The sequence below is a fragment of the Aurantimonas sp. Leaf443 genome, from assembly GCF_001425575.1.
Taxonomy (GTDB): Bacteria; Pseudomonadota; Alphaproteobacteria; order Rhizobiales; family Rhizobiaceae; genus Leaf443.
The window spans coordinates 1-19,813 of record NZ_LMRD01000007.1 but is presented as its reverse complement, the minus strand read 5'-3'; the positions used below and the strand labels follow the sequence as shown (position 1 = coordinate 19,813).

Annotated in this window: 13 protein-coding genes; 3 read left to right on the top strand and 10 right to left on the bottom strand. The window is 64.8% G+C overall.

All coding sequences use genetic code 11. From position 1 onward, the window contains the following. Positions 1 to 113 precede the first annotated feature (113 nt). From ASG48_RS08405 to ASG48_RS08390, 4 genes are all read right to left on the bottom strand, one after another. The gene (locus ASG48_RS08405; protein WP_055848115.1) at positions 114 to 2,945 is read right to left on the bottom strand and encodes a type I secretion C-terminal target domain-containing protein; all 2,832 of its coding nucleotides are present in this window, start codon (positions 2,943 to 2,945) and stop codon (positions 114 to 116) included. A 343-nt stretch (positions 2,946 to 3,288) separates the two neighbouring features. Next, a complete protein-coding gene (locus tag ASG48_RS08400; protein ID WP_162243918.1) occupies positions 3,289 to 4,473 on the bottom strand; it encodes an acyltransferase in 1,185 nt (394 codons plus the stop codon). 122 nt (positions 4,474 to 4,595) lie between these two features. Further along, positions 4,596 to 5,417, bottom strand: a complete 822-nt coding sequence (locus tag ASG48_RS08395; RefSeq protein ID WP_055848109.1) for a sulfotransferase family 2 domain-containing protein — start codon at positions 5,415 to 5,417, stop codon at positions 4,596 to 4,598. Positions 5,418 to 5,534: 117 nt separating this feature from the next. Next, positions 5,535 to 6,872, bottom strand: coding sequence for an O-antigen ligase family protein (locus ASG48_RS08390; protein ID WP_162243917.1), 1,338 nt, complete (start codon positions 6,870 to 6,872; stop codon positions 5,535 to 5,537). 153 nt (positions 6,873 to 7,025) lie between these two features. On the opposite strand from ASG48_RS08390, the gene ASG48_RS08385 reads away from it, so the two are divergent. Continuing rightward, positions 7,026 to 8,099, top strand: a complete 1,074-nt coding sequence (locus ASG48_RS08385) for an acyltransferase (RefSeq protein WP_055848105.1) — start codon at positions 7,026 to 7,028, stop codon at positions 8,097 to 8,099. 120 nt (positions 8,100 to 8,219) lie between these two features. Here ASG48_RS08385 and ASG48_RS08380 read toward each other — a convergent pair whose 3' ends face one another. The 4 genes from ASG48_RS08380 to ASG48_RS08365 form a co-directional block, all read right to left on the bottom strand. Continuing rightward, positions 8,220 to 9,602: a lipopolysaccharide biosynthesis protein gene (locus ASG48_RS08380; RefSeq protein ID WP_055848102.1), complete on the bottom strand. Its 1,383-nt coding sequence runs from the start codon at positions 9,600 to 9,602 to the stop codon at positions 8,220 to 8,222. Positions 9,603 to 9,861: 259 nt separating this feature from the next. Beyond that, positions 9,862 to 10,347 (bottom strand): hypothetical protein, encoded by a 486-nt coding sequence (locus tag ASG48_RS08375; RefSeq protein ID WP_156381529.1) that lies wholly within the window; start codon positions 10,345 to 10,347, stop codon positions 9,862 to 9,864. A 131-nt stretch (positions 10,348 to 10,478) separates the two neighbouring features. Beyond that, positions 10,479 to 12,746 (bottom strand): GNVR domain-containing protein, encoded by a 2,268-nt coding sequence (locus ASG48_RS08370; RefSeq protein WP_055848095.1) that lies wholly within the window; start codon positions 12,744 to 12,746, stop codon positions 10,479 to 10,481. A 172-nt stretch (positions 12,747 to 12,918) separates the two neighbouring features. Beyond that, positions 12,919 to 13,827, bottom strand: coding sequence for a hypothetical protein (locus ASG48_RS08365; protein WP_156381528.1), 909 nt, complete (start codon positions 13,825 to 13,827; stop codon positions 12,919 to 12,921). A gap of 341 nt (positions 13,828 to 14,168) precedes the next feature. On the opposite strand from ASG48_RS08365, the gene ASG48_RS08360 reads away from it, so the two are divergent. Continuing rightward, positions 14,169 to 15,047 carry a sulfotransferase domain-containing protein gene (locus tag ASG48_RS08360; protein ID WP_162243916.1) on the top strand — a complete coding sequence of 293 codons (879 nt, stop codon included), beginning with the start codon at positions 14,169 to 14,171 and terminating at the stop codon, positions 15,045 to 15,047. A gap of 162 nt (positions 15,048 to 15,209) precedes the next feature. On the opposite strand, the gene ASG48_RS08355 is transcribed toward ASG48_RS08360, so the two are convergent. Next, positions 15,210 to 16,595, bottom strand: coding sequence for an O-antigen ligase family protein (locus ASG48_RS08355; protein WP_055848090.1), 1,386 nt, complete (start codon positions 16,593 to 16,595; stop codon positions 15,210 to 15,212). A 290-nt stretch (positions 16,596 to 16,885) separates the two neighbouring features. After that, positions 16,886 to 17,881 (bottom strand): calcium-binding protein, encoded by a 996-nt coding sequence (locus tag ASG48_RS08350; protein WP_055848087.1) that lies wholly within the window; start codon positions 17,879 to 17,881, stop codon positions 16,886 to 16,888. A 1,073-nt stretch (positions 17,882 to 18,954) separates the two neighbouring features. Here ASG48_RS08350 and ASG48_RS08345 point away from each other — a divergent pair. Further along, positions 18,955 to 19,539, top strand: coding sequence for a transglutaminase-like cysteine peptidase (locus ASG48_RS08345; protein WP_082529341.1), 585 nt, complete (start codon positions 18,955 to 18,957; stop codon positions 19,537 to 19,539). The last annotated feature ends 274 nt before the right edge of the window (positions 19,540 to 19,813 follow it).

Sequence of the window (19,813 nt, the reverse complement as noted above, 5' to 3'; positions counted from 1 at the left end):
GATCGAGGCGGCGAGCCGGTCTCGACCGGTCCGATGGGCCCGCGGACGGCGGCCCGATACGCAAGCGGCCGCCCGAGGGCGGCCGCATCTTGGTTCGAGCACTCGATCCGATCTCAGACGATGAGGCCTGCCAGCACGTCGGCCACCTTGGCGTTCATGATGAGCGCCAGCGTCTCGAAATGCTGTCCGTTGGCGGCGCCGTCCGTGTCGACGCTGATGACCGTGCCGGCCTTGGTCTCCATGACGTTCACGTAGGAATACATGGTCTGGGAGGTCACATCGACCTGGAAGAGGCCCGACAGATCGATCTTGTCGCCCTGGAGGCGGCTGAAATCCATCACGCGATCCATCTCGCCCTTGTTGAAGTCGGTGAAGGCGAAAGTGTCGGCACCGTTGCCGCCGAAGAGCCGGTCGCTGCCGAGGCCGCCATTGAGGATGTCGTTCCCGGCCTCGCCTTTGACGACGTCGTCGCCGGCGCCTCCGAGCACCCGGTCGTTGCCATTGCCGGCGACGAGCGTGTCGTTGCCGATCCCGCCGTCCAGGAGGTCGTCGCCCTCGCCGCCGTTCAGGACGTCGTTTCCGTCCTCCCCGAGGAGCGTGTCGTGCCCGGCTTCGCCCAGAAGGCGATCGTCGCCCGCGCCGCCGCGGATCGTGTCGTCGCCGTCGCGGCCGCGCAGGATGTCGTTGCCGGCATCGCCGGAGATCGTGTCCGCGCCGAGGCTGCCGGAAATCTGGTCGTTGCCCTTGCCGCCGGAAATTGTGGTCGACTGGCCCGTCTTCCAGACGATCTTGTCGTCTGCGTCCGTACCGACAACGGGGGCGAGCGAACCCGAGCTCGGGCTCGTGGGCTTGACGACGGGCGAGGTCGGGGCCGTGATGACCGGGTCGACCTCGATCGCGCCCGCCGAGGTCAGCGTCGGGATGTAGTTCTTGTAGGACAGCGAGCCGACCACGGTCGACGCGCCGGTGTCGAAGGCGAAATTGGCCGCGGTCAGCGTCGAGGCCTTCACCCCCTGCAGGATCACCGACTGCCCGGCGCCGAGATCGACCAGCGTATCCGTGCCGATCGAGATCAGGCGTTTCTGCAGATCGGCGAAGGCCGGAAACTTGAAGCCGCTCAGCTGCAGGACGTCGTCGCTGCCGAAGCCGCGCACGGTGTCGTTGCCGTCGCCGGCCGCGTAGACGATGCGGTCCGCCCCGCCGCCGGTGACGATGAGATCGTCGCCCTTGCCGCCGACGAAGACTTCCTTGCGCGCCGAGCCGATGAGCCGGTTGCCGCCGGAATTGCCGGTCATGATCTGGCCGTCGACCGTGCCGAGGCTGGTCATGTTCTCGACGTTTTCGGCGAGGACGATGTTTTTGGCCGTATAGACGGTGTCGATGCCGCCATTGGTCTTCTCGACGATCTTCGTGTCGGCGCTGTAGACGTAGAATTCGTCGCCGCCCTTGCCGCCGATGAGGGTGCGGGCACCGTTGAAGCCGCTCGGCGTGTCGGAGAGCTTGCTGCCGACATTCGTGCCCTGCACGATGCCGTCATTGTCGGTGTCCGACAGGCGCGACCCGTTGACGCCGGCATCCGCCCAGACGTTCTGCGTGACGGACCAGCGCACGTCGAAGTCGTCCTGCTGGAAGTTCGAGACCTTCGCGTCCTTGAAGATGATCGTCTGCGGGTTGGCCGGATCGGCGCCGTTGGCGAGCCAGACGTCATTACCCTGCTGCGTCAGCCGGGCCATGACATCCTGCACGCCGTCGAAGAAGAAGCCGTCGAGGACCATGCGGTCGTCCGGTCCGAAGCCGGTGACGATCTTGTTGCCGATGCCCTTCTCGATGAAGATCGTGTCGGCGCCGCCGTTCAGCGTGAGCATGTCCTGGCCGCCGCCGGTCACGATCCGGTCGTTGCCCGCCGTGCCGACGATCTTGGTGTCGCCGTCGCCGTCGACCAGCGTGGCGCCCTTTCCGGTGCCCTTCAGCTCGGCCTCGGGGTTGAGCGCCCAGACCTTGATATAGTCGATCTTGAGGTCGTTGCCCTCGGCGAAGGTGAGGTGATCCTCGCCCTCCACCGGATTCCAGCCGAAGGTCGAGCTGATCTGATCGTTGGCGATCAGATACATGGGCGCGGTGGCATCCTTGGGCGTGGGAGCCTTGTAGATCTCCACGAGACTGTCATGGTCCTTGCCAAAGTAGAAGGTGATCGTCTCGGGCGTCCACTTGGTGGCGTAGGTCCACATGCCGCTGTAGATGTCGGCGCCGAACTCCTCCAGCGCATTGGTGCGCTCGTGGAAGATCGACTGCTCGCCGCCCTGCTTGGTCTTGACGGTGGGCGACTCGGGATTGCCGTTCTCGTCGACGGCGTAAGGGTTGGTGATGTCGACGTTCTGCGTCTTGTTCCCGTCGGCGTCGACCGCGTCGAAGAAGACGGCCGTGTTGAATTGGTTGTCGGCGCCCGTCCTGGCGTTCAGACCCTTGCCGTAGGCCTCGAAGATGTCGATCTCCGGCGGCCAGCCGAGGCCGGAGGGCGCAAGCCAGAAGGCCGACCAGTGGCCCTTGCCGGCCGGAACCTGCGCCTTGATCTCGAAGAAGCCGTAGGCCTGACCGAGCGTCTCGTTGGTGGCGATCATGCCGGTATAGTACTTGGCCTTGTCGACATACTGTTCCTGGCCGGCAAGCTTCAGCGCGTCCTGCACGGCCGCGAGATTGGCCTGCGGAATGACGCCGGACTTGATGTGAAGGACGCCGTCCTTCACCTCAAGCGGATCGATGCCGACCCCTTTGCCATCGGACGTGGCCGTCGCGTCGGAGAGGAACACCGACTGCGGACCGTTCGTGACGAGCACGTCGCGGCGCGGCCCGGTGGACCAGATGCCCGATGTGCCGTCGTAGACGCTGAGCCCCTTGTCGAAATTTTCGTCGAGCACGGAAGTGAAATTGCTCAGGTCGATAGCCATTGGAGACTGCCCCTTGTCCGCTGGAGACGCGGACTGCGAAGCCGCGCTCTGTGTGAGCACGAACATCGCAGGGGCAAGTGTTGTTAGAGCTATGAATGTCTTTGCAATTTGAACGAGTTGAGCCATCCGGGCAGCGTGTCCATTTCGTTGTTAAGGCGGCGTTGCTGTCGCGGTTTTAAGACAAACTGTCATGACATCCCGTTCGACCGAGACGTACCTGTCCTTGGTTGCCGCAGTCGCAGGGCCGAAGGCCCGGCAGGGGCAGACGGCGTGGCGAGTGTCTCCGGGGAATACGGCCGTTTTCAGTTGCGGCGCAGCACAGGGCGCAACGCGCCGCTGTCCCTCAGGCCTTGAACCGGGCGCGCAGAAGGTTGGTCGCCCCCTGTTCGAGAACGATTTGGCTCAGGTGAGACAGGACGAGCGTCGGAACGATCGAGATCGCAAGGAAGGCGAGCTGGGACCAGGGCCCGACCAAAGTGGGAATTCCGGTCGCGTACATCAGCGCCTTCACCACCCCGAGAACGATGACATGCCAGAGGTAGAGGCTGTAGCTGATCGTGCCGAGCCAGAGCATGGGCTTCGTCCTCAAGACCCCTGCCAGCCACCCTTCGCCGCGCGATATGCCCTCCAGCATGAGCGTCGCGGCCGCGAAGGCGACGAGCGCCCAGAACGGCTTGGCCGTTCCGATCCAGTCCCCCATCGTCGTGAAGAACGGTTGGTCCGGATTGGCGACGAGCATCCAGGAGAACAGGAACAGCGCGAGCCACAGGCCTGCGAAGCGCGTCAGCGCCGATGGCAGGCCCTTCAGCGAGGCGGAGGCGACGATCACGCCGCTGATGAAGAACAGACCGCGGGGAAAGAAGAAGACGAGGACGAGGCCGACCGCGAAGGCGGGCAGGAGGAGATTGGCCTTCCAGCGGCGCAGCGCCAGCAGATGGACGAAGCAGAGGACGTAGAAGACGAGCTCGAAACTCAGCGTCCAGGCCGCGGGGTGAAACAGCGGCAGGGGAAAGATGCCTGGCAACGCCAGGAGATTCGCCACCGTCAGGAGTCCGAGGCTCGCCGGGTCGAGCGTCGCCGGCAGTTCCCGGCCGCTGACGAGCGACATCGCCACGATGCACAGGACCGCAACCCAAAGAACCGGAAAGATGCGGGTCGCGCGGTTGAGGATGAAATGCCCCGGCGAGCGGGCCCGCGCCAGAGTTCCCGCGATCACGTAGCCGCTGATGGCGAAGAACAGTTCGACGCCGAACTTCAACGAGTGGAAGAACTCGGCCACGAAATGCGGCATGTCCCACACCGGAAGACCGGAATTGGAAATGTGGTAGACATAGACGGCCATGGCGAAGAGGCCTCGGGCGCCGTGGACGCTGAGATTGATGGGATTGGCGTGGTGACGCCCCGTTCCCGTCTGCACCGTCGTGCGGTCCGACGCCCACAGGAAGCGAAGGCGCGAGGATCGTTCTTCCGCCACCCTTTCGGTCGCCGAGGCGAGGGGGGCAGTCTTGGCCGAAGCAGTCTCGTTCACGGCGTGGCTCCAGCTTGGCAGACGGTCTCGCTCGCCCGGCGCCATTTTCGGCGTCGGACAGTCTCCCATCGAAAATGCGGCCGGGTGGGACCGGAGCCCGCGCCGGCCGGTACGGCGCACCGTCAGGTCAGCCGCTTGGCGAGTTCGTAGAGCTCGATATCGGGCGCGCAGAGCGCCTCGAGCCTCTGCCGCATGCCCTGATCGAGAGGCGCGGGCTTTTCGGCGCCCTTGTTGTAGTGGCCAATGCTCGGACGGCTGCCGAAGACGTCGTGAAACTTCTCCACGAACCGTTCCTGGTCCTCGATGAAGCCGATCACCGAGAATTTCGGCATCGCCGCCTTGGCGCGCTCCATCGCACCCGCTTCCTCGCCGGGCGCGATCTCGGCCTGTCCGCTGAAGTAGCGCAGGTTATGAAGCGCCATGCGCCGACCCATCGCGCTGTCGACGAAAGCTTCGAGGGACCCGTCGAACACCCCGTTCGCGGACGCCATCTTGTAGTTCGAGAGGGTGCGGGCGATCGGGTCGCGCATGATCGTGACGAACTTGTAGCGATCGCCGAAATGACGATAGGCCGTCTCGCTGAACAGGACATGGCCGTGCACCAGGCGACAGTCGTGCGCCAGATGCATCAGGAGGAGCATTTCGCGGAACGCCATGACCTCGGTCGTGCGATCGCCCTCGTCGTGGTAGGGTCGGGGATCGTTCACATCGGCATTCTTGATGGAGAGGGCCCGCCTGATCGACGCGGAGTCGAGAATGCCGATCTTCTGGTTCAGGGGAACGAGCGAGTAGAGACCTTCCGAAAGTGAGGTTCCCCCGCATTTGGGCAGATGCATGAAGACGCAAGGGGACGAGAGCGTCTTCTGCGTGGCCATCCGGGCGATGCGACCGCGATAGACGCGGCTGCGCCGCAGGCTTCTTTCCAGAAACGGCAGCTTTCTCATCGTTTACCCACATGCTCCTCGAAAATGCTCCTTGCCGCGTCGGCAGGTGCGGGACTGGTCGTAGGACTTACCATAGTCTGCTGCACCTGCGAACGTCGGCATCGGCCAGGGCCAGCGTCATGGCCGGCCGGTCGGGACAAGGGGCACGTCCCCATCGGAAGATCTGGCATTCGCCCGCGCTCTTCGGAAGCGGCGCAGTTCCTCTCCCGCGGACACGGCGAGCATCGTGATGAGGAGCATCGAGAATTCATGCTGGCGATAGAGGCTCGTTCCAAGGAGAGCGAGGACGATCGACACGCCGATGGCGATGGCGCCGTAGGCTGCCGACACGTCCCGTGTCCTGAGATAGAGAAGGCCGGTGCGGTAGAGTGCAACGACGATCAAAAGACCGATGCCCATGAGGCCGGGAAGGCCGGTACCGACCCAAATCTCGAGAATGAAATTGTGGAAGCCCATCACGGCCTCGCCGCCGATATGCTGCGCGAGAAGCGCGAGGCTTGCGAACTCGCTGCTCCGCCAGAAAGCCAGATAGCCGACGCCGAGCGAGAAATGCTTGCTGAGAACCGCTTCTCCGATGTCCCAGATAGAGGTACGGCCGGTCAGCGAGGCGTCCTTGCCGAACGCCTTGAGGATCAGCGTCACCGGGTTGAGGTCGAGGAGCGCCAGCGTCAACGGGATCGTGCCGAGAGCGACGACGCCCAGGAGGACCGTAATGGCGAAGAATCCCTGGTTCAGCCGATGCGCGCAGAGGAAGACGAGCGCCGCCGCGAACGGAACGACGAGGATGTTGGACGTGGCGGATTTCGACAGCGCCAGGGCAACGAGCATGATCAGCACCGTTCCCAGTACGAAGGCGCGTAGGACGATGCTCGTTCTTCCGGGGGTCAGAAGGATGGCGAAACCTGCGAGCAGCGCGATGAGGCAACGTTGTCCGAGCGCGTTCTTTTGGCTGTAGATGCCCAGAAGTCCGCCCGAACCGGCATAGACCGTTCCGAATATACCTGTCGCCCAGTTCACGAGCGATAGGAATGCCGTTGCCCCGACGACAATGAAGACGAAGAGGATGATGCTGCGCAGTTTGAACCGTGCGCCAATGAATGTCGCGATGACGATGGTCGCAAGAAGCTGCAGGGCGGACGCCATCGAGATGCCGCGTTCTACCGACCAAACCACGGATAGAAGGCAGACGGCGGGGTAGACGAAGAGAAGAGCGTTCCGGGCAAGCACGCCGACGAAGGCGTTCAGCACAAACGCAATCCGAAGCAGCGTCATCGCGTAGACAATTGCCCAAAGAGGTGAGGCAATGCCAAAACGGTTCAGGGCTTCCGTCGCCAGAAGGATGGCCAGCACGGCAAGCCCGACGTCGTAGACGAGCCAGAGGGCCGCCATCGTCTCTGTCGAGCGATAGGGCATTGCCGGCTTCGCAGCCGTCATCTGCATGCGTGCTTGAGACACGACCGCTCCTCGATCATCCATGCCGATTTCGGGTGGACCACATTCGCGAAGGCTTTAAAGCGCTAAAAACCGTGCGCGCTTTTTCGTTAGCGGTCACCTATGCCGGGCACTATAGCGTATTGCGATGCGAGATACACGACGAGGAGTTCCATCATGGAACGAAACCAGTGCCTGACCGCGATTCGCGCTCTCGCCGCTCTGGCCGTCTTCATATCGCACTGCGCAAACGCCGGACTGGCGCCGCGCGTGCTTGGATATGGTTTCGGGCAGATCGGCGTGATGCTGTTCTTCGCGCTCAGTGGCTTTCTCATGACGGCGCTTTATGCTGAACGACCGTTCGACGGCAAGAACGTGTGGTCATTCTTCTCCGCCCGGGTCGGGCGCGTCGTGCCGCTGTTCTTCGCGGTCGTCCTCGTATCCGTCGCTTTGACGCAGGCAACGGACGGTCTGTGGCACTACCGGCTCGATTCCGGTCTTGTAGTCGCTCGAGCGCTGCTCTTCATCGCGGCTCCTTATGAGCTGTGGTCGATTCCCGTCGAGGTCCAGTATTATGTTGCGTTCATCGTCATCTGGTGGGCGCTGAACCAGCTACGGAACTGGGTCCTGCAGGTAGGGCTCCACCTTCTGCTCGTTGCGGCCAGTCTGGCCGGCATCGTGCTGGCACGGCGCTTCGGCCTGCAAGAGGGCGTTTTGCCCTACTATTCCAGCCTGTTCCTCATCGGGGGCGCGGTGGCCATCCTCAGCCGCCAGCGATGGTTCATGGCCGCTTTCGACGGGAGAAAGGGAACGGTCCTGGGGATCGTCGCCTTGGCTCTTTTTGCTCTCAATCTGCCGCAACTGCGATCCGATCTGGGGCTTTCCTTCGGCGGTTTCCTGATGCGGACGTGGCTCGATCCACTCAACATCGTCGCAGTCACGCTGCTGCTCGCGGCCGCCGTGCATCAGGTGCGCCCGCTGCGAATGATCTGCATTGCACCCCTGATCTATCTCGGGGACATTTCCTACGGATTCTATCTCTTTCATAGACCGATCGTCGAACTGATGGTTCATTACCAGGTCGCGAGCGTCGTCACAGCGTTCGGAGCATTCGTCCTGACGCTCGGGATCACCGCCGGACTGGCCGCACTTTCCTTCGAATACTTCGAGCGTCCGATGCTGCGGATCGTTCGTGATCGGCTGCAGGCGAGACGGGCCAATGCGCGGGGCCCCACGGCGCGAGCGTCTTAGCGGAACCTGCCGCCCACGCAGTCCTCCACGGCTGCCGCGGGGGAGTGATGGCCAAATCGGTCGACGGCCAAGACACCCCCGTCGCGCCTGCGCGGCGGGCGCTTAGAAGCAGCGGGGATATCAGCGGGTGACCGCCGTCTTCGTCCCGCCACCCTTGCCCAGACGCCGGACGAGGACTTTCGCCGCGCCGAAGACCGAAGTGTCGATCGAGGACCTTGAGCGCGAGAAGATCCACATCGCCATGTTGCCCGCCGCATAGGACAGGCTGCCTGCCGCCGCTGCCGCTTCCAGCCCGTAGAATTGTCCGGCGAGCGGGATGGTCACGACGAGGGAGACGATGGCGCAGAAGGTCACCCAGAAGATCGTCGTGCGGTGGCCGGCGACCTGGAGGACGAGGTCCGACGGGCCGAAGAACGCGCGCGAGAGCGGCATGAGAAGGAACCAGAGGATCGTGGGCGCGGCCGCCACATAGGTCGGGCCGAAGAGGCCGAGGAGAGGGCCGGAGAAGGTGACGAGGACGACGGAGGCGGCGGCGATCGGCACGATCTTCAGGCCGCTCGAGACCGCCAGGAGCATGTCGCGCCGATGCGTCTTCCCGGCGGCCATGGCCCCGGCGATCTTCGGGCTGAAGGTCATGTCCACGGAGGAGACGCCGAAGTTGAGGAAGGTGATGAGGCTGAGGGCGACGGCGAACAGGGCCGTGTCGCCCTTCGCCAGTCCGAACGAGGCCGCCACGATGAAGAGGTTCTTCAGGTGCTCGTTGATGATGCGCGACGGGATGAGGAACAGGCCGGTCGTCAGCCAGTGCCGCCAGCCAGCGGTGCGCGGCGTGGCCGTCTTCATGAAGGCAAAGGAGGGGCGCAGCAGGAGATACTGAACCAGCGCCGTGAGGATCACGGCGACGAGGTAGAGGAAGACGGCGAATTCCACCGTCGGCCGCCAGCCGGCGGCGAGCGCGGCGCCGAAGGCGGCGAGGAAGACGAGGGGGCGCATGAGCTCGCGCGGCGCCTGGCTGTAGAGCGCCTTGTGGAGCGCGGCCGCCTGGCTGGCATTGATCTGCACCCAGCCCATGATCGGCAGCGATATGGTGGCCCAGATGAAGGCCCATTCATATTGCGAGACATGCGCTTCGTCGCCGATGCGGTAGAAGAGATAGAAGCCCAGCATCGCGAGGGGGCTGGCCACGAGGAGCACGCGTCGCCCGACCGTGATGAAGCCGGCGGCCAGATCGTCATCCCCTTGCGCGCGGGCGGCCACCACCTCCCGGATCGCGCCGGCGCCGATATTGACGGTCGCGAAGGTCGAGGCAATGAAACTGGCCGACCAGATGGACCAGACCAGACCGACATCGTCCGGCGACATCGTCCGCGCGATGAGGAGGGTATAGGCGAAGGTCACCGCGGTGCCGGCCACGCGCACGCCGACGATGAGCGCGGACGAGGCGGTCGTGCGGAAGGTCTCGGAACCGGCGAGACGGCCGTGCCATCGGGCTATCGAGGACATGCAGGTCTTCTCTCATCCATTTGGCGGTCGCCGGCCGGTATGGGGCCGAGCGGTTCTCCGTCATCGCCATCAAGTTCATACCGCAATGCAGCACTGAGCGCACGGGGCATGTCGCCCTTCGGTTCGCCATCCGAACGGATGGGCCCGTCGTCGGCGATCGTCACGCTGCGGCGCTCCAGCCCGTCGTCCCGAGCAGACCCTGCCGCTTGGCACTCTCGGCCGACCAGATGTTTTCGCGGGCACGGATATGCCCGTCGCCTCAATAGCCCGATCGCCGCTTGCCGGCTCTGATCGCGTTTTCGCGCAAGTAGCTGGGGAAGCGCGGCTGCACCGCCGCGATCCGCCTGTCACGATCGAGACAGGCCTGTAGCGACGCCGGCAGGGCGGACTGGATGGGCGCAAAGCCCTTCAGCCGGGCGCTCGCGCTCCAGCTCTGCGTGGGGCCCGTGCGACAGGCCATCTCGAGGTCGGACACGACCTGGGGCGAGAGCCCGTCCGTGAAGGCGCGCAGTCGCGCGGAGGCCAGCCAGAGATCGGAGCTGACGGGCGCGCAGGCGAGCGAGCGGGCGATCTTCGTCAGCGTCTGCGGCACGAGGGTTTCGACGGAGGCGAGATCCTGTCCATCGAAGGCCGCATCGACCTGCCGCACGGCGGAGATCGCCGCGCCGTAGACACCGTTTCCGCAGTGGCGCAGGTCGAGGATCCCGGAGGTCGCCGGGTCGGCCGGTCCGACCGCGCCGCGCATCGGCACGGTCGCCTTCCAGATCGAACCGGCGACGAAGAGGGAGAAGACGCAGACGCAGATCTTCAAGCCGAGGAAGAGCGCCCGGCTCCTCCGCTCCGTTACTGCAGGGATGCGTGTGTTCTGGCGCCGCATCAGTGGGGGTAGTTGTAGTAGCCGCTCGGGGTCTGGCTGTTATACTTGTTGTAGGCCGCGAGCTTCACCTTGGTATAGATCGCTCCGATGAGGCGCGAGCGCAGCTGCGGGCTGCTGTAGACGACGCTGCGGGTGAGGCTCGGCTTGGTCCGCCCCCATTCGATCGCCAGGACGACGTGGTCGACGACGTTCGAGGCGGCGCGCGCGTCGACGAGATTGGCGAGCGGCGGAAGGTCGAGGATCACGAGGTCGAAGTCGCGGCGCAGATTGGCGAGGATGATGTCCATGGACTTCGCGAAGCCGACATCGCTCGGGTCGTAGGCCATGGCCTTTCCGTCGTTGCCGATGAAGCACGCGCCTTCCAGCACCGGATTGGCCACGAGCCCGGCGGTCGCGTGCGGGTTCTTCAACAGAGCGCCGAGATACTGGTCCGCGTTCGAGCCTCGCATCACACGCGTGAGGCTCGGATTGCGGAAGTCGAAGTCGATCAGGGCGACGCGGTTGCCGACCGAGGCCATGTAGCTGGCGAAGTTGCTCGACAGGGTCGACTTGCCTTCGCCCGCCTCGGTCGAGGTGATGCCGAGAATGCTGGCGCCGGGTTCGCTCCGCGCGGAATTGACGGCGAAGGAGAGGGCCCGCAGCGTCTCGGTGAACATCGACATCGGATGATCGACGGCGAAGCGGTAGCTCGCCGCATTGCGGGCGAGCTCGGCGAGATCCCCGAACTTCTCGCGCGAGGCCGCCGCCGTCGGAGCCGTATGGCCGCTCCTGCGAGCCATGCGTCGGTCGATCGCGAAATTGGGAATGAGGCCGAGAAGCGGCGTCCCGAGTTCGTCCTCGGGGCTCGTGGCGGAGCGGAACACGTCGTCCAGCTGCTCGCGCAGGAACGCCCCGCCGGCGCCGATGACGAGGCCGCCGAGAATGCCGAGCGCCAGGATGACCTTGCCCTGCGGAGCGGACTTGCGATCCGGCGGCACGGCGCGCGCGATGACGCGGGCCGGCGCGGACTTGAAGCTCTCGGCCTGCGTCGTCTCGTTCAGCTTGCCCAGCATCGATTCGTAGAGCGTGCGGCTGGACGTGGCCTCGCGCTCGAGCTCGCGCAGCCTGATCATCTTCTGCGCATCCTCCGACGCCTTCACGCGCAGGGCGGCGATGCGCGTCTGGTTTTCCGCGTCCTGGGCCCGCAAGGTCGCCAGACGGCTTGATTCCGCCGCCACGATCTTCTGGAACTCCTCGACGATCTGCGTGCGCGTCGCCGCGATTTCGTCGCGGGCCCGCACGGCGAGCTGGTGGCCCGAGCCGAAGCGCGTGCTGAGATCGCGCTCGCGGCCGACGAGTTCGGCGAAGCGGGTCTGCAGGGTCGTCAGCGAGGGCGTGCGGACGGCCGGATCCACGGACGCATTCAGGGCATTGTTCGCGATGATCTGGCGCAGCTGGCCGATATTCGTCTCGAGCTCGACGATCGTGCCGCGAACCGCGATCGCCTGATCGTTGGCCGAGGCCAGTTCCACCTGGCTCGGCAGGCTGTCGTTCTGGATGTTGAAGAGACCGTTTTCCTGCTTGTACTGCTCGACGGCCTGATCGGCGGCGACGACCTGCTGGCCGAGAAGCTCGACGCGCTGGCCCAGCCACTCGTTGACCCGCCTCGTATTCTCGTAGACCGCTTCGGCCTGGAGGAGGAAATACTGTTCGGTCAGGGCGTTGGCGATCCGCGCCGCATAGACGGGATCGGGCGAGGTGAAGGACACGGCGATGACATAGGTCTCGCCCGTGCGCGACACCGTCAGCGCATCGCCGATCGCGCGGATGATGTCTTCCCGGCGGCGCTGCAGCGCCTCCTCGGCACTGACGGCTTCCTCGCTCGAGGACTCGTCGACGAGATACTCGTCGATGAAGGAGCGCACCGTCGTCGAGATCTCGTCGATCAGTCCGGTGGAGGGCTGGGCCTCCGCGTCGTTCAGGAGGTCCAGGCGATCGATGACGCGGTTGCGCAACTCGCGCGAGAGCAGGACCTCCACCTCGCTGTCGACCACGAGCGCATCCGAGAGAAGCAGCATGGGCGCGGACGGCGTATCGGGTCCGCTGCTGACGCGCGGATCGATGATGATGCTGGATGTCGCGGTGAACTGGGGCGTCGCCGTCAGCACATAGATCAGGGCGATCGTCACCATGCCGAGGACGGCGGCCGCCACGATCGGCCACTGCCGATGCAAGCCCTGCAGGACGGACCGAACCACCTGACCGAACTCGATCTGGCTCCCGTCCATGCCGCCGGACTGTTGATTGACGAACTGCCTCGACGGAATTTCAAGCATGTGTGTTGCCCACCGCTCGACCGGCTCGTGCCGATCACACCGAGCCGACGGCTTTCGCCGTCGGCTGAATCATCCAAAAGTCCAGGTGCCTACGCCGCAGCCACAGCCGCAGCCGAGGCTCGGCCTAGCGGCAGATCGCGAAGGTCGTCGGGCTCGTGCAGATCACGACCGTCAGATTGTCTCCATCGCCGCCGTCGCCGACCGCGCCGAGCGTCAGGCCGCCCGAGCGGCCCGCCTGGCGCGACAGGACGTCGATCGGCCCGTCGCTGCCGGAATTCGCCGAGCCGCTCAGCGAATTGCCGGAGATCGACGGACCCGATGCCGAAGCGGTGCCGCCGCCGGCGCCGACCGAGCCGAAGCCGAGGGCTGCGGTCGCGATGTCGCCCGTCGCCGCGGAGAAGGCGAGACGGATGGTCTCGCTCTCGAGCGCGGCCATGCGCTCCTGGAAGGCCACGGAGACTTCCGGAAGGGTCTTCGAATAGACGAGGGCGGCCTGCCCGACGCCCACCGCCAGCTGGCGCGCCGGCTCGGTGCTGAGACCGTAGGTCCGCATGGCCTCGATGACCTGGTCGATCGCGGCGGGCCGGCTGAGAAGGACGTTGCGGGCCGGCACCGCGACGGAGGAGCCGCGCGCCACGAACCCGTCGAAGAACACCTTCGGGTTGCGATCGAAATCGGCCGCCAGCGAGTCGTAGACCGGGTTGGCCGGGATCCTGGATTGCAGCGCGGCGAGATCGATCGTGGTCGCCTGGTCCGGCGTGCCGGTCATGTTGGCGGCCGTCGTGTCAGCCGGGGTGGTGGCCGCCGGGTCGACGGCGCCGGGGACCGTCGCGCCGGTATCGGCGGCGGCAGGCGCGACCGTCGAAGACGGGGCCGCGGTCTCGCCGGTCGCAGCCGGCGCCGTCGCGGACCCGCCATCCTGTGCGTAGCCGACCGACATGGACATGCCGATCGTGAGGGCCGCGAGACCCGCTGCGACGCGCAAGGCGAAAACCGAGGATCGTCCACGATCCGAGACCGTCGAGAATGTCATGAAACCGAACTCCGCCCTTGCGCGGCCTGCAAACTTGGCTGCTGGGCCACGGCTACGATAGAATAAAGACTTTCGTTGGACCGGCAGGGCCCGCCTTGCCCAAACCGTTATCACGCTAGCCAGGGATATTCAAAGACCAGCGGGCGATGCAACGTAAAGGTTTGATTCACGGTAAAGATGCAATGTGACCCGGATGCCGCAAGGTCGGGTCCGGATGCAGCGCCGCCGTCACCGCCGCTCAGCCATGCGGGGATGCGGGGCAGACGCCATGCGAAAGCATGGTACGTTGCACCAACGCGTGGCGACCGGGACGATGCCCTTCGCCGGCATGGCGCGGCGTCGTGGACGGCCAGCATATTGAGGAAGTCACCTTGCAGAAAGCCAACTTCATCGGCATCGGCGCGCAGAAATGCGCCTCGACCTGGCTCTACGGCGCTCTGGCGCAGTTTCCTGACGTCTATGTCAGCGATCGGAAAGAGGTCGATTTCTTCAGCTACTTCTACGACCACGGATACGAATGGTACGAGCGCCACTTCGCGGAGGGCGCGCAACGGAGGTTCCGCGGAGAGGTTTCGCCGTCCTACTTCATCTCGTCCGACGCACCGCAGAGAGCGCATCTCTACAATCGCGATCTCCTCATTCTCGTGACGTTGCGCGATCCGGTCGAACGCGCCTATTCGAACCATCTCCACGAGGTCCGGGCCGGCCACCTCTCCGGCGCGAATCTCGTGTTCGAAACGGCCATCGAGAACAATCCGCTCTACCTGAACCAGGGGCGCTACGCGCATCATCTCCAGCGATGGTTCGCGACGTTTCCGCGAGAGCAGATCCACGTGACCTTCCAGGAGGACGTGAAGGCCGATAGCCTTGCGCAAACCCGGCGTCTGGCGGCCTTCATGGGTACGCGCGAGCCCGAGCAGTTCGTCCGGCGCAGCGCCAACGAAAGTGTCGACTACAAGAACCGGGCTGTCGGAATGATGCTGTGGCGGCTCGGGAAGCGGGCGCGCAAGGCGGGGCTCGGCGCGGTTGTCGAACAGGTGAAGACCTTGCCCGGCATTCGGCAGATGCGAAGCGCAAATCAGAAAAGCCTTCGGGACGCGACCGCGCCGATGCGCCCCGAAACCGAGGCGGCGCTCGTCCGGAGTTTCGAGGAGGACGTCCGCGCGCTGGAATCTCTGCTCGGGACCCAGGTGCCGTGGAAGCGCTTCCGCGCTTCGTAGAACGCGGCGCCGCGACCGCTTTCGATCGTCCGATCATCACTTGATCGAGGAAGGCCCAGCGCAACGGACGGGCGCGAGGCGCTGCGAGGTTGAAGCTTCGTCGGATTTCGAAGGATCCCATTCGAGGCCTGCGGCTTCGCCTTCGCCAGATCTGGCGGTCGGTCAGCTTCGAGGGGCGCGGCTCTCCGGCTGTGCGAGCGCGAGGCCCACGATGGCGAGCAGCGGCGCGACATAGCCGAATGTGTCGTAGATGACGTCGATCGACACGAAGGGGATGGCGGAGAAGGCCGCCAACACCCCGGCCGAACGCAGGGCGTCGAAGCGTGTCGCACGAAGCAGGCCCGCCAGAAGATAGACGCTGATACCCAGCCATAGCCCACAGAGAAGAACGGCGATCGGCAGGCCCGATTCCGATGCGATCTCCAGCGGCAGACTGTGCGCCTTCTGGATGGGGCCGAGCGACGCAAGCGCTTCGCTTCGGAAGAGGGGAAACAGGTCTCGAAACGTCCCCGCGCCGAAGCCCAGGATCGGGCGGTCGAGAATGGCGCGGAGGGTCGATCCCCAGATCTCCCATCGCCCTTCCTCGAAGAAGCTCGTGTCGGCCAGCCGATCGCGCAGGCCCGAGCCGGCGGCAGCGAACATCAGCGCGAAGCCGGTGAGCACTGTGACGGCGATGGCCACGGTGGCGCGCGTCGAACCGAGGCGCGTCATGAAAAGGATTGCGACCAGGCCAAGGATGTTGAACCCGAATACGAGGCCCGCCGTCCGCGACTGCGTCAGCAGCAATCCTGCCACGGTGAGGACCGTGACCGTTGCCAGGAAGGTCAGGCGGATCGGCTCGGCGAAGAAGGCCAGGAGCAGCCGCTTGGGCAGGGAAGCGTCGTCCACGACGAAATGTGTCAGGAGATGATCCAGCGCCCTGACCAGAAGCAGGGCTGCGCTGATCCCCAAGAGGCAAAGCCAGGCGCCTGCCGCGCCGCGATGCACGAAGGGTCCGGTGAAATCCCTGAAATAGGCGACCTTCTCCCGCCAGAGGACGCGACTGGGATCGGCGACGAAGAGGGCGATGGTCAAAGCGCTCATGATCGCCGTGGCGACCACCATCGTGTTGAGGCTGGCGAGCGCGCGGTTGCGGTCCTGGCCGTAGAGGAGAGCGTTCCAGAAGACCAGCGTGGCCAGGAGGGCGCGCATCATGGTTTCGGGATAGAGGCTGGCGTCAAGACTAAAGGCGGGGCCACCTGGGACGGGCAGGAGAAGCGACCGCGCCTCGTCGACGAGAGCGATCGGGTCGAATCCGACGAGCCCGAAGGCGAACGTCAGTTGCAGCGACGAGAACAGCGCGAACATGACGAAGGCGCTGCCGCTCAGGGCGAGCAGGACGGCGAGGCGACGGGACGATGGCGCGGGAGCCAGAAGGAGAGCAAGCGCTGAAAGGGCCAGCAGGAACGCAATCGAGCGGACGGTGGCCGATCCGAAGAGAAGGGGAGCCAGTATCACGACGGCAAGGAAGACGCGCGGCCCGATCTGGCGCGCAATGAGTTGCATCATGCTCGTTCTTCCGCCTGCCCATCTTCGTCGGCAGCATTCTCGTTGCAAGCCGGGCGCTGCATGCATTCCTGTTCGACCGGGACGATCCGCCAACGGCGCGTCGCGACGGGCTGTGTCTGAGGCGAATCCTTCGGCGCCGATTGCCGACTCGGCGCTTTCGACGGCGCGAAGAGATTTACAGGGATCGATATGTCGAAGGCGTCCCGCTCGACGGCAGCCTTCTCTAAAGAGGAAAAGCCCGGATCGCAAAGCGATCCGGGCTTTTCCTCATTCTGTCTCCGCGGCGGAGATTACAGAATTCCGACCGTGGCGCCGTCCTGGAAAACGAAGTCGTCGATCGTGATCGTGCTGACGTCGACGCCCTTCAGGAACACCGTCGAGCCGTTGTCGAAGGTGACCTTGGTGCCGGCCGTACCAACGCTCGAAACCGAAGCGACGGACATGTTGCCGCGCAGGACGATCGTGTCCACACCGTCCTGGAAGTCGGTGATCGTGTCGTTGGAGTTCGAGCCGTCCGAAGCCAGGAAGAAGAACTCGTCGGCACCCGTGCCGCCGGTCAGGCGATCGTTGCCTTCGCCGCCGAACAGGCGATCGTTGCCTTCGCCGCCGAACACGATGTCATTGCCTTCGCCGCCCTGCAGCGTGTCGCTGCCCGCGCCGCCGGAAAGCTGATCGTTGCCCAGGCCGCCGAGGATGAAGTCGTCGCCGTTGCTGCCCTTGATCGTATCGTTGCCTTCGCCGCCATTGATGACGTCGCCGCCGCCGCCGCCGTTCACGGTGTCGTTGCCGTTGCCAGCGCGGATCATGTCGTCACCGGCGCCGCCGTTGATCTTATCGTTGCCGCCACCGCCGAGGATCTGGTCGTCGCCAGCGCCACCGCTAATGATGTCACGGCCGACGCCACCGTTGAGCTTGTCGTTGCCGGGGCCGCCAGAGAGAGCGTCATTGCCCGGACCGCCGGACAGAACGTCATCTCCGAGACCGCCGACCAGGCGGTCGTCACCGTTGCCGCCGACGAGACGGTCGTTGCCTTCGCCGCCGTTGATCCGGTCGTTGCCTTCGCCGCCGTTGATCGTGTCGTTGCCGTTGGAGCCCTTCAGAACGTCGTCGCCGTTCGACCCCTTGATGAAGTCGTCGCCGCCGCCGCCGTTCACGACGTCGTCGCCGCCGCCAGCGTTGATCGTGTCGTTGCCGGCGAGGGCGTTGATCGTATCGTTGCCCGCCAGTGCGTCAATGATGTCGGGGCCGTTCGTGCCGTCGATGATGTCGTTGCCGTTCGTGGCCATATGAGGCTCCTCTAGAAAGTCATGGTCGGCGGCGGGTCGTGTAGAGCCGCCGGTTGCATACGAGGCACGATGGATGGGCGTTAGCGGGGGCTCGATGCGCGGCATCCGTCATTCGTCGTTAGGAAAGCGCATACCATGGTGCAGGAGGTAAAGAAAAGCCTCGTTGCTTGCCTCGGATTCCGGTCGCGCCTTTAAGAAATCGAAAACTAAAATGGAACTGTCCTAATATGGGGCAATTCAACGCAACGGTGCTCGGAGATCGTGCGCGCAGGAAAGTAGAGATGCCATTTTCAGAATGATTCCCGAGCTTACAGATTTTTACCGTCGTCAAAAGCGGCGGGAGGGCGGATGCTATGCTTGGCGAAAAATCCCATTCCATACGCGTCTGGCGTGCATATCGTGGAGCGACGCGTCGATATCCTTGGACATACGTTCGCATCGGCCGATCGGGAACGCAGTCAAGGGAAGAATTACACAGTGTAAAAAACACGCCCTGCTATGTAGCGTGCCACGACGATGGTGAACAAGTTTTGTTGATAGCCTGTGTGCGGAAAAATTTCAGGAGTCCGGGAACCTTTTGCAAGTGTAAAATGGAGTTCCGCCGGTCATCTCGCAGGCTTCCAAGGACTGTAAGGATCGTCTTTGCAGCGGGAACGGCGATGCACAAGACTTTCCAGTAGCGTCACTTCGGCAACGATACGGTCGTAAGGGCGCCCGTTGCGAAATCGGACAATAGGTCAACGGCTTGGGTTCACGGTCGCGAGCAGCGGTTTGGGTTGCGACGCAGCGTGCAGCTCACCCCGCCGCCGGCGGGCGGAACCCGGCGGTCGCCGGTCGGGCGTGTCACGAGTGGGACGGACGGAAGCCGACATGCCCCGGCGTCCGGCTACGCGTTCGCGAGGGGCTCTCTTTTCTTCGGGTCGAGCGAACCGGCCGGGATGGCCGAGCGCCCCGCCGGATCGCGCACGATGAAAAGTGGCCAATTGGTAAAATTGGGGGAATGCCCGAAAACAGACTCTAAGACGCCCGTGGTCCTCTGAGCTCATCGAAGGCATGGATGACGGAGCAGGGCAATGGCGGCATCGCCTCTCTACAGATCACTACTGGCGGCCGTGGGTCTCGTCGTCTGCGCACCCGATCTCGCGCCGGCCGCGGATGTCGGGCTCTATGCGCGACGCATGGAACGTTCCGCCCCGATGGCGGTGCGCGGCACGACGCTGGCGCCCTTCGCCTACATTCTCTTCTGCCGCAAGAATCCGGGCGATTGCCAGGCCGGCGGGCCGGCGGTCGCGGAAGCCGAAGCGGAGGTTCTGGCGACGGTGCGGCGAATCAATCGGAGCGTGAACGCCCGGATCAAGGGGCGGGTCGACGACGAACGCGATCTCTGGGAGGTCGGCACCGCGTCCGGCGACTGCGAGGATTTCGCGCTGACCAAGCGCCGCCAGCTCATCGCGGCGGGCCTGCCGGCCTCGTCGCTGCGCATGGCGGTCGCGACCACGCGGGAAGGGGACGGGCACGCGGTCCTCGTCTTCCACACGACCGCCGGAAATTTCGTCCTCGACAATCGCACCGATGCGATCCTGCCGTGGAACCGCACGGGCCTGTCCTGGATCAAGATGGCCTCGGCCGACAATCCCAAGGTCTGGAACGCGCTGTAACAGTTGCGACGGTCGGGAGGGAGTGAAGACGGCTCTTTCCCGCCGATGCGTGTTTGACATGCGACCGCCCCGCGCGGGGGGGCCGGTGGGGCGTTCGGTCGTGTCGGTCTTCCGGCGCAGGGCCTGACGCCGGTGCGAGGCGCGTGGCCCGCCAACCGTCGGCTTGGGCGCATCCCCGCGGCGGTTTGCGCCGCGGGGATGCGTCGGTCGTCGGTCGTCAGTCGATGTAGTGATGGGCCTTGAGATAGGCCACGACCTGGTCGGCGAGGGTCTC

What these genes read in the sequence shown, in the direction of transcription:
- ASG48_RS08370 (WP_055848095.1), bottom strand. Translation starts at nt 12,746, where the DNA reads ATGGACGGGAGCCAGATCGAGTTCGGTCAGGTGGTTCGGTCCGTCCTG.
- ASG48_RS08385 (WP_055848105.1), top strand. Translation starts at nt 7,026, where the DNA reads ATGGAACGAAACCAGTGCCTGACCGCGATTCGCGCTCTCGCCGCTCTG.
- ASG48_RS08345 (WP_082529341.1), top strand. Translation starts at nt 18,955, where the DNA reads ATGGCGGCATCGCCTCTCTACAGATCACTACTGGCGGCCGTGGGTCTC.
- ASG48_RS08350 (WP_055848087.1), bottom strand. Translation starts at nt 17,881, where the DNA reads ATGGCCACGAACGGCAACGACATCATCGACGGCACGAACGGCCCCGAC.
- ASG48_RS08395 (WP_055848109.1), bottom strand. Translation starts at nt 5,417, where the DNA reads ATGAGAAAGCTGCCGTTTCTGGAAAGAAGCCTGCGGCGCAGCCGCGTC.
- ASG48_RS08365 (WP_156381528.1), bottom strand. Translation starts at nt 13,827, where the DNA reads ATGACATTCTCGACGGTCTCGGATCGTGGACGATCCTCGGTTTTCGCC.
- ASG48_RS08355 (WP_055848090.1), bottom strand. Translation starts at nt 16,595, where the DNA reads ATGATGCAACTCATTGCGCGCCAGATCGGGCCGCGCGTCTTCCTTGCC.
- ASG48_RS08375 (WP_156381529.1), bottom strand. Translation starts at nt 10,347, where the DNA reads ATGCGCGGCGCGGTCGGACCGGCCGACCCGGCGACCTCCGGGATCCTC.
- ASG48_RS08405 (WP_055848115.1), bottom strand. Translation starts at nt 2,945, where the DNA reads ATGGCTATCGACCTGAGCAATTTCACTTCCGTGCTCGACGAAAATTTC.
- ASG48_RS08380 (WP_055848102.1), bottom strand. Translation starts at nt 9,602, where the DNA reads ATGTCCTCGATAGCCCGATGGCACGGCCGTCTCGCCGGTTCCGAGACC.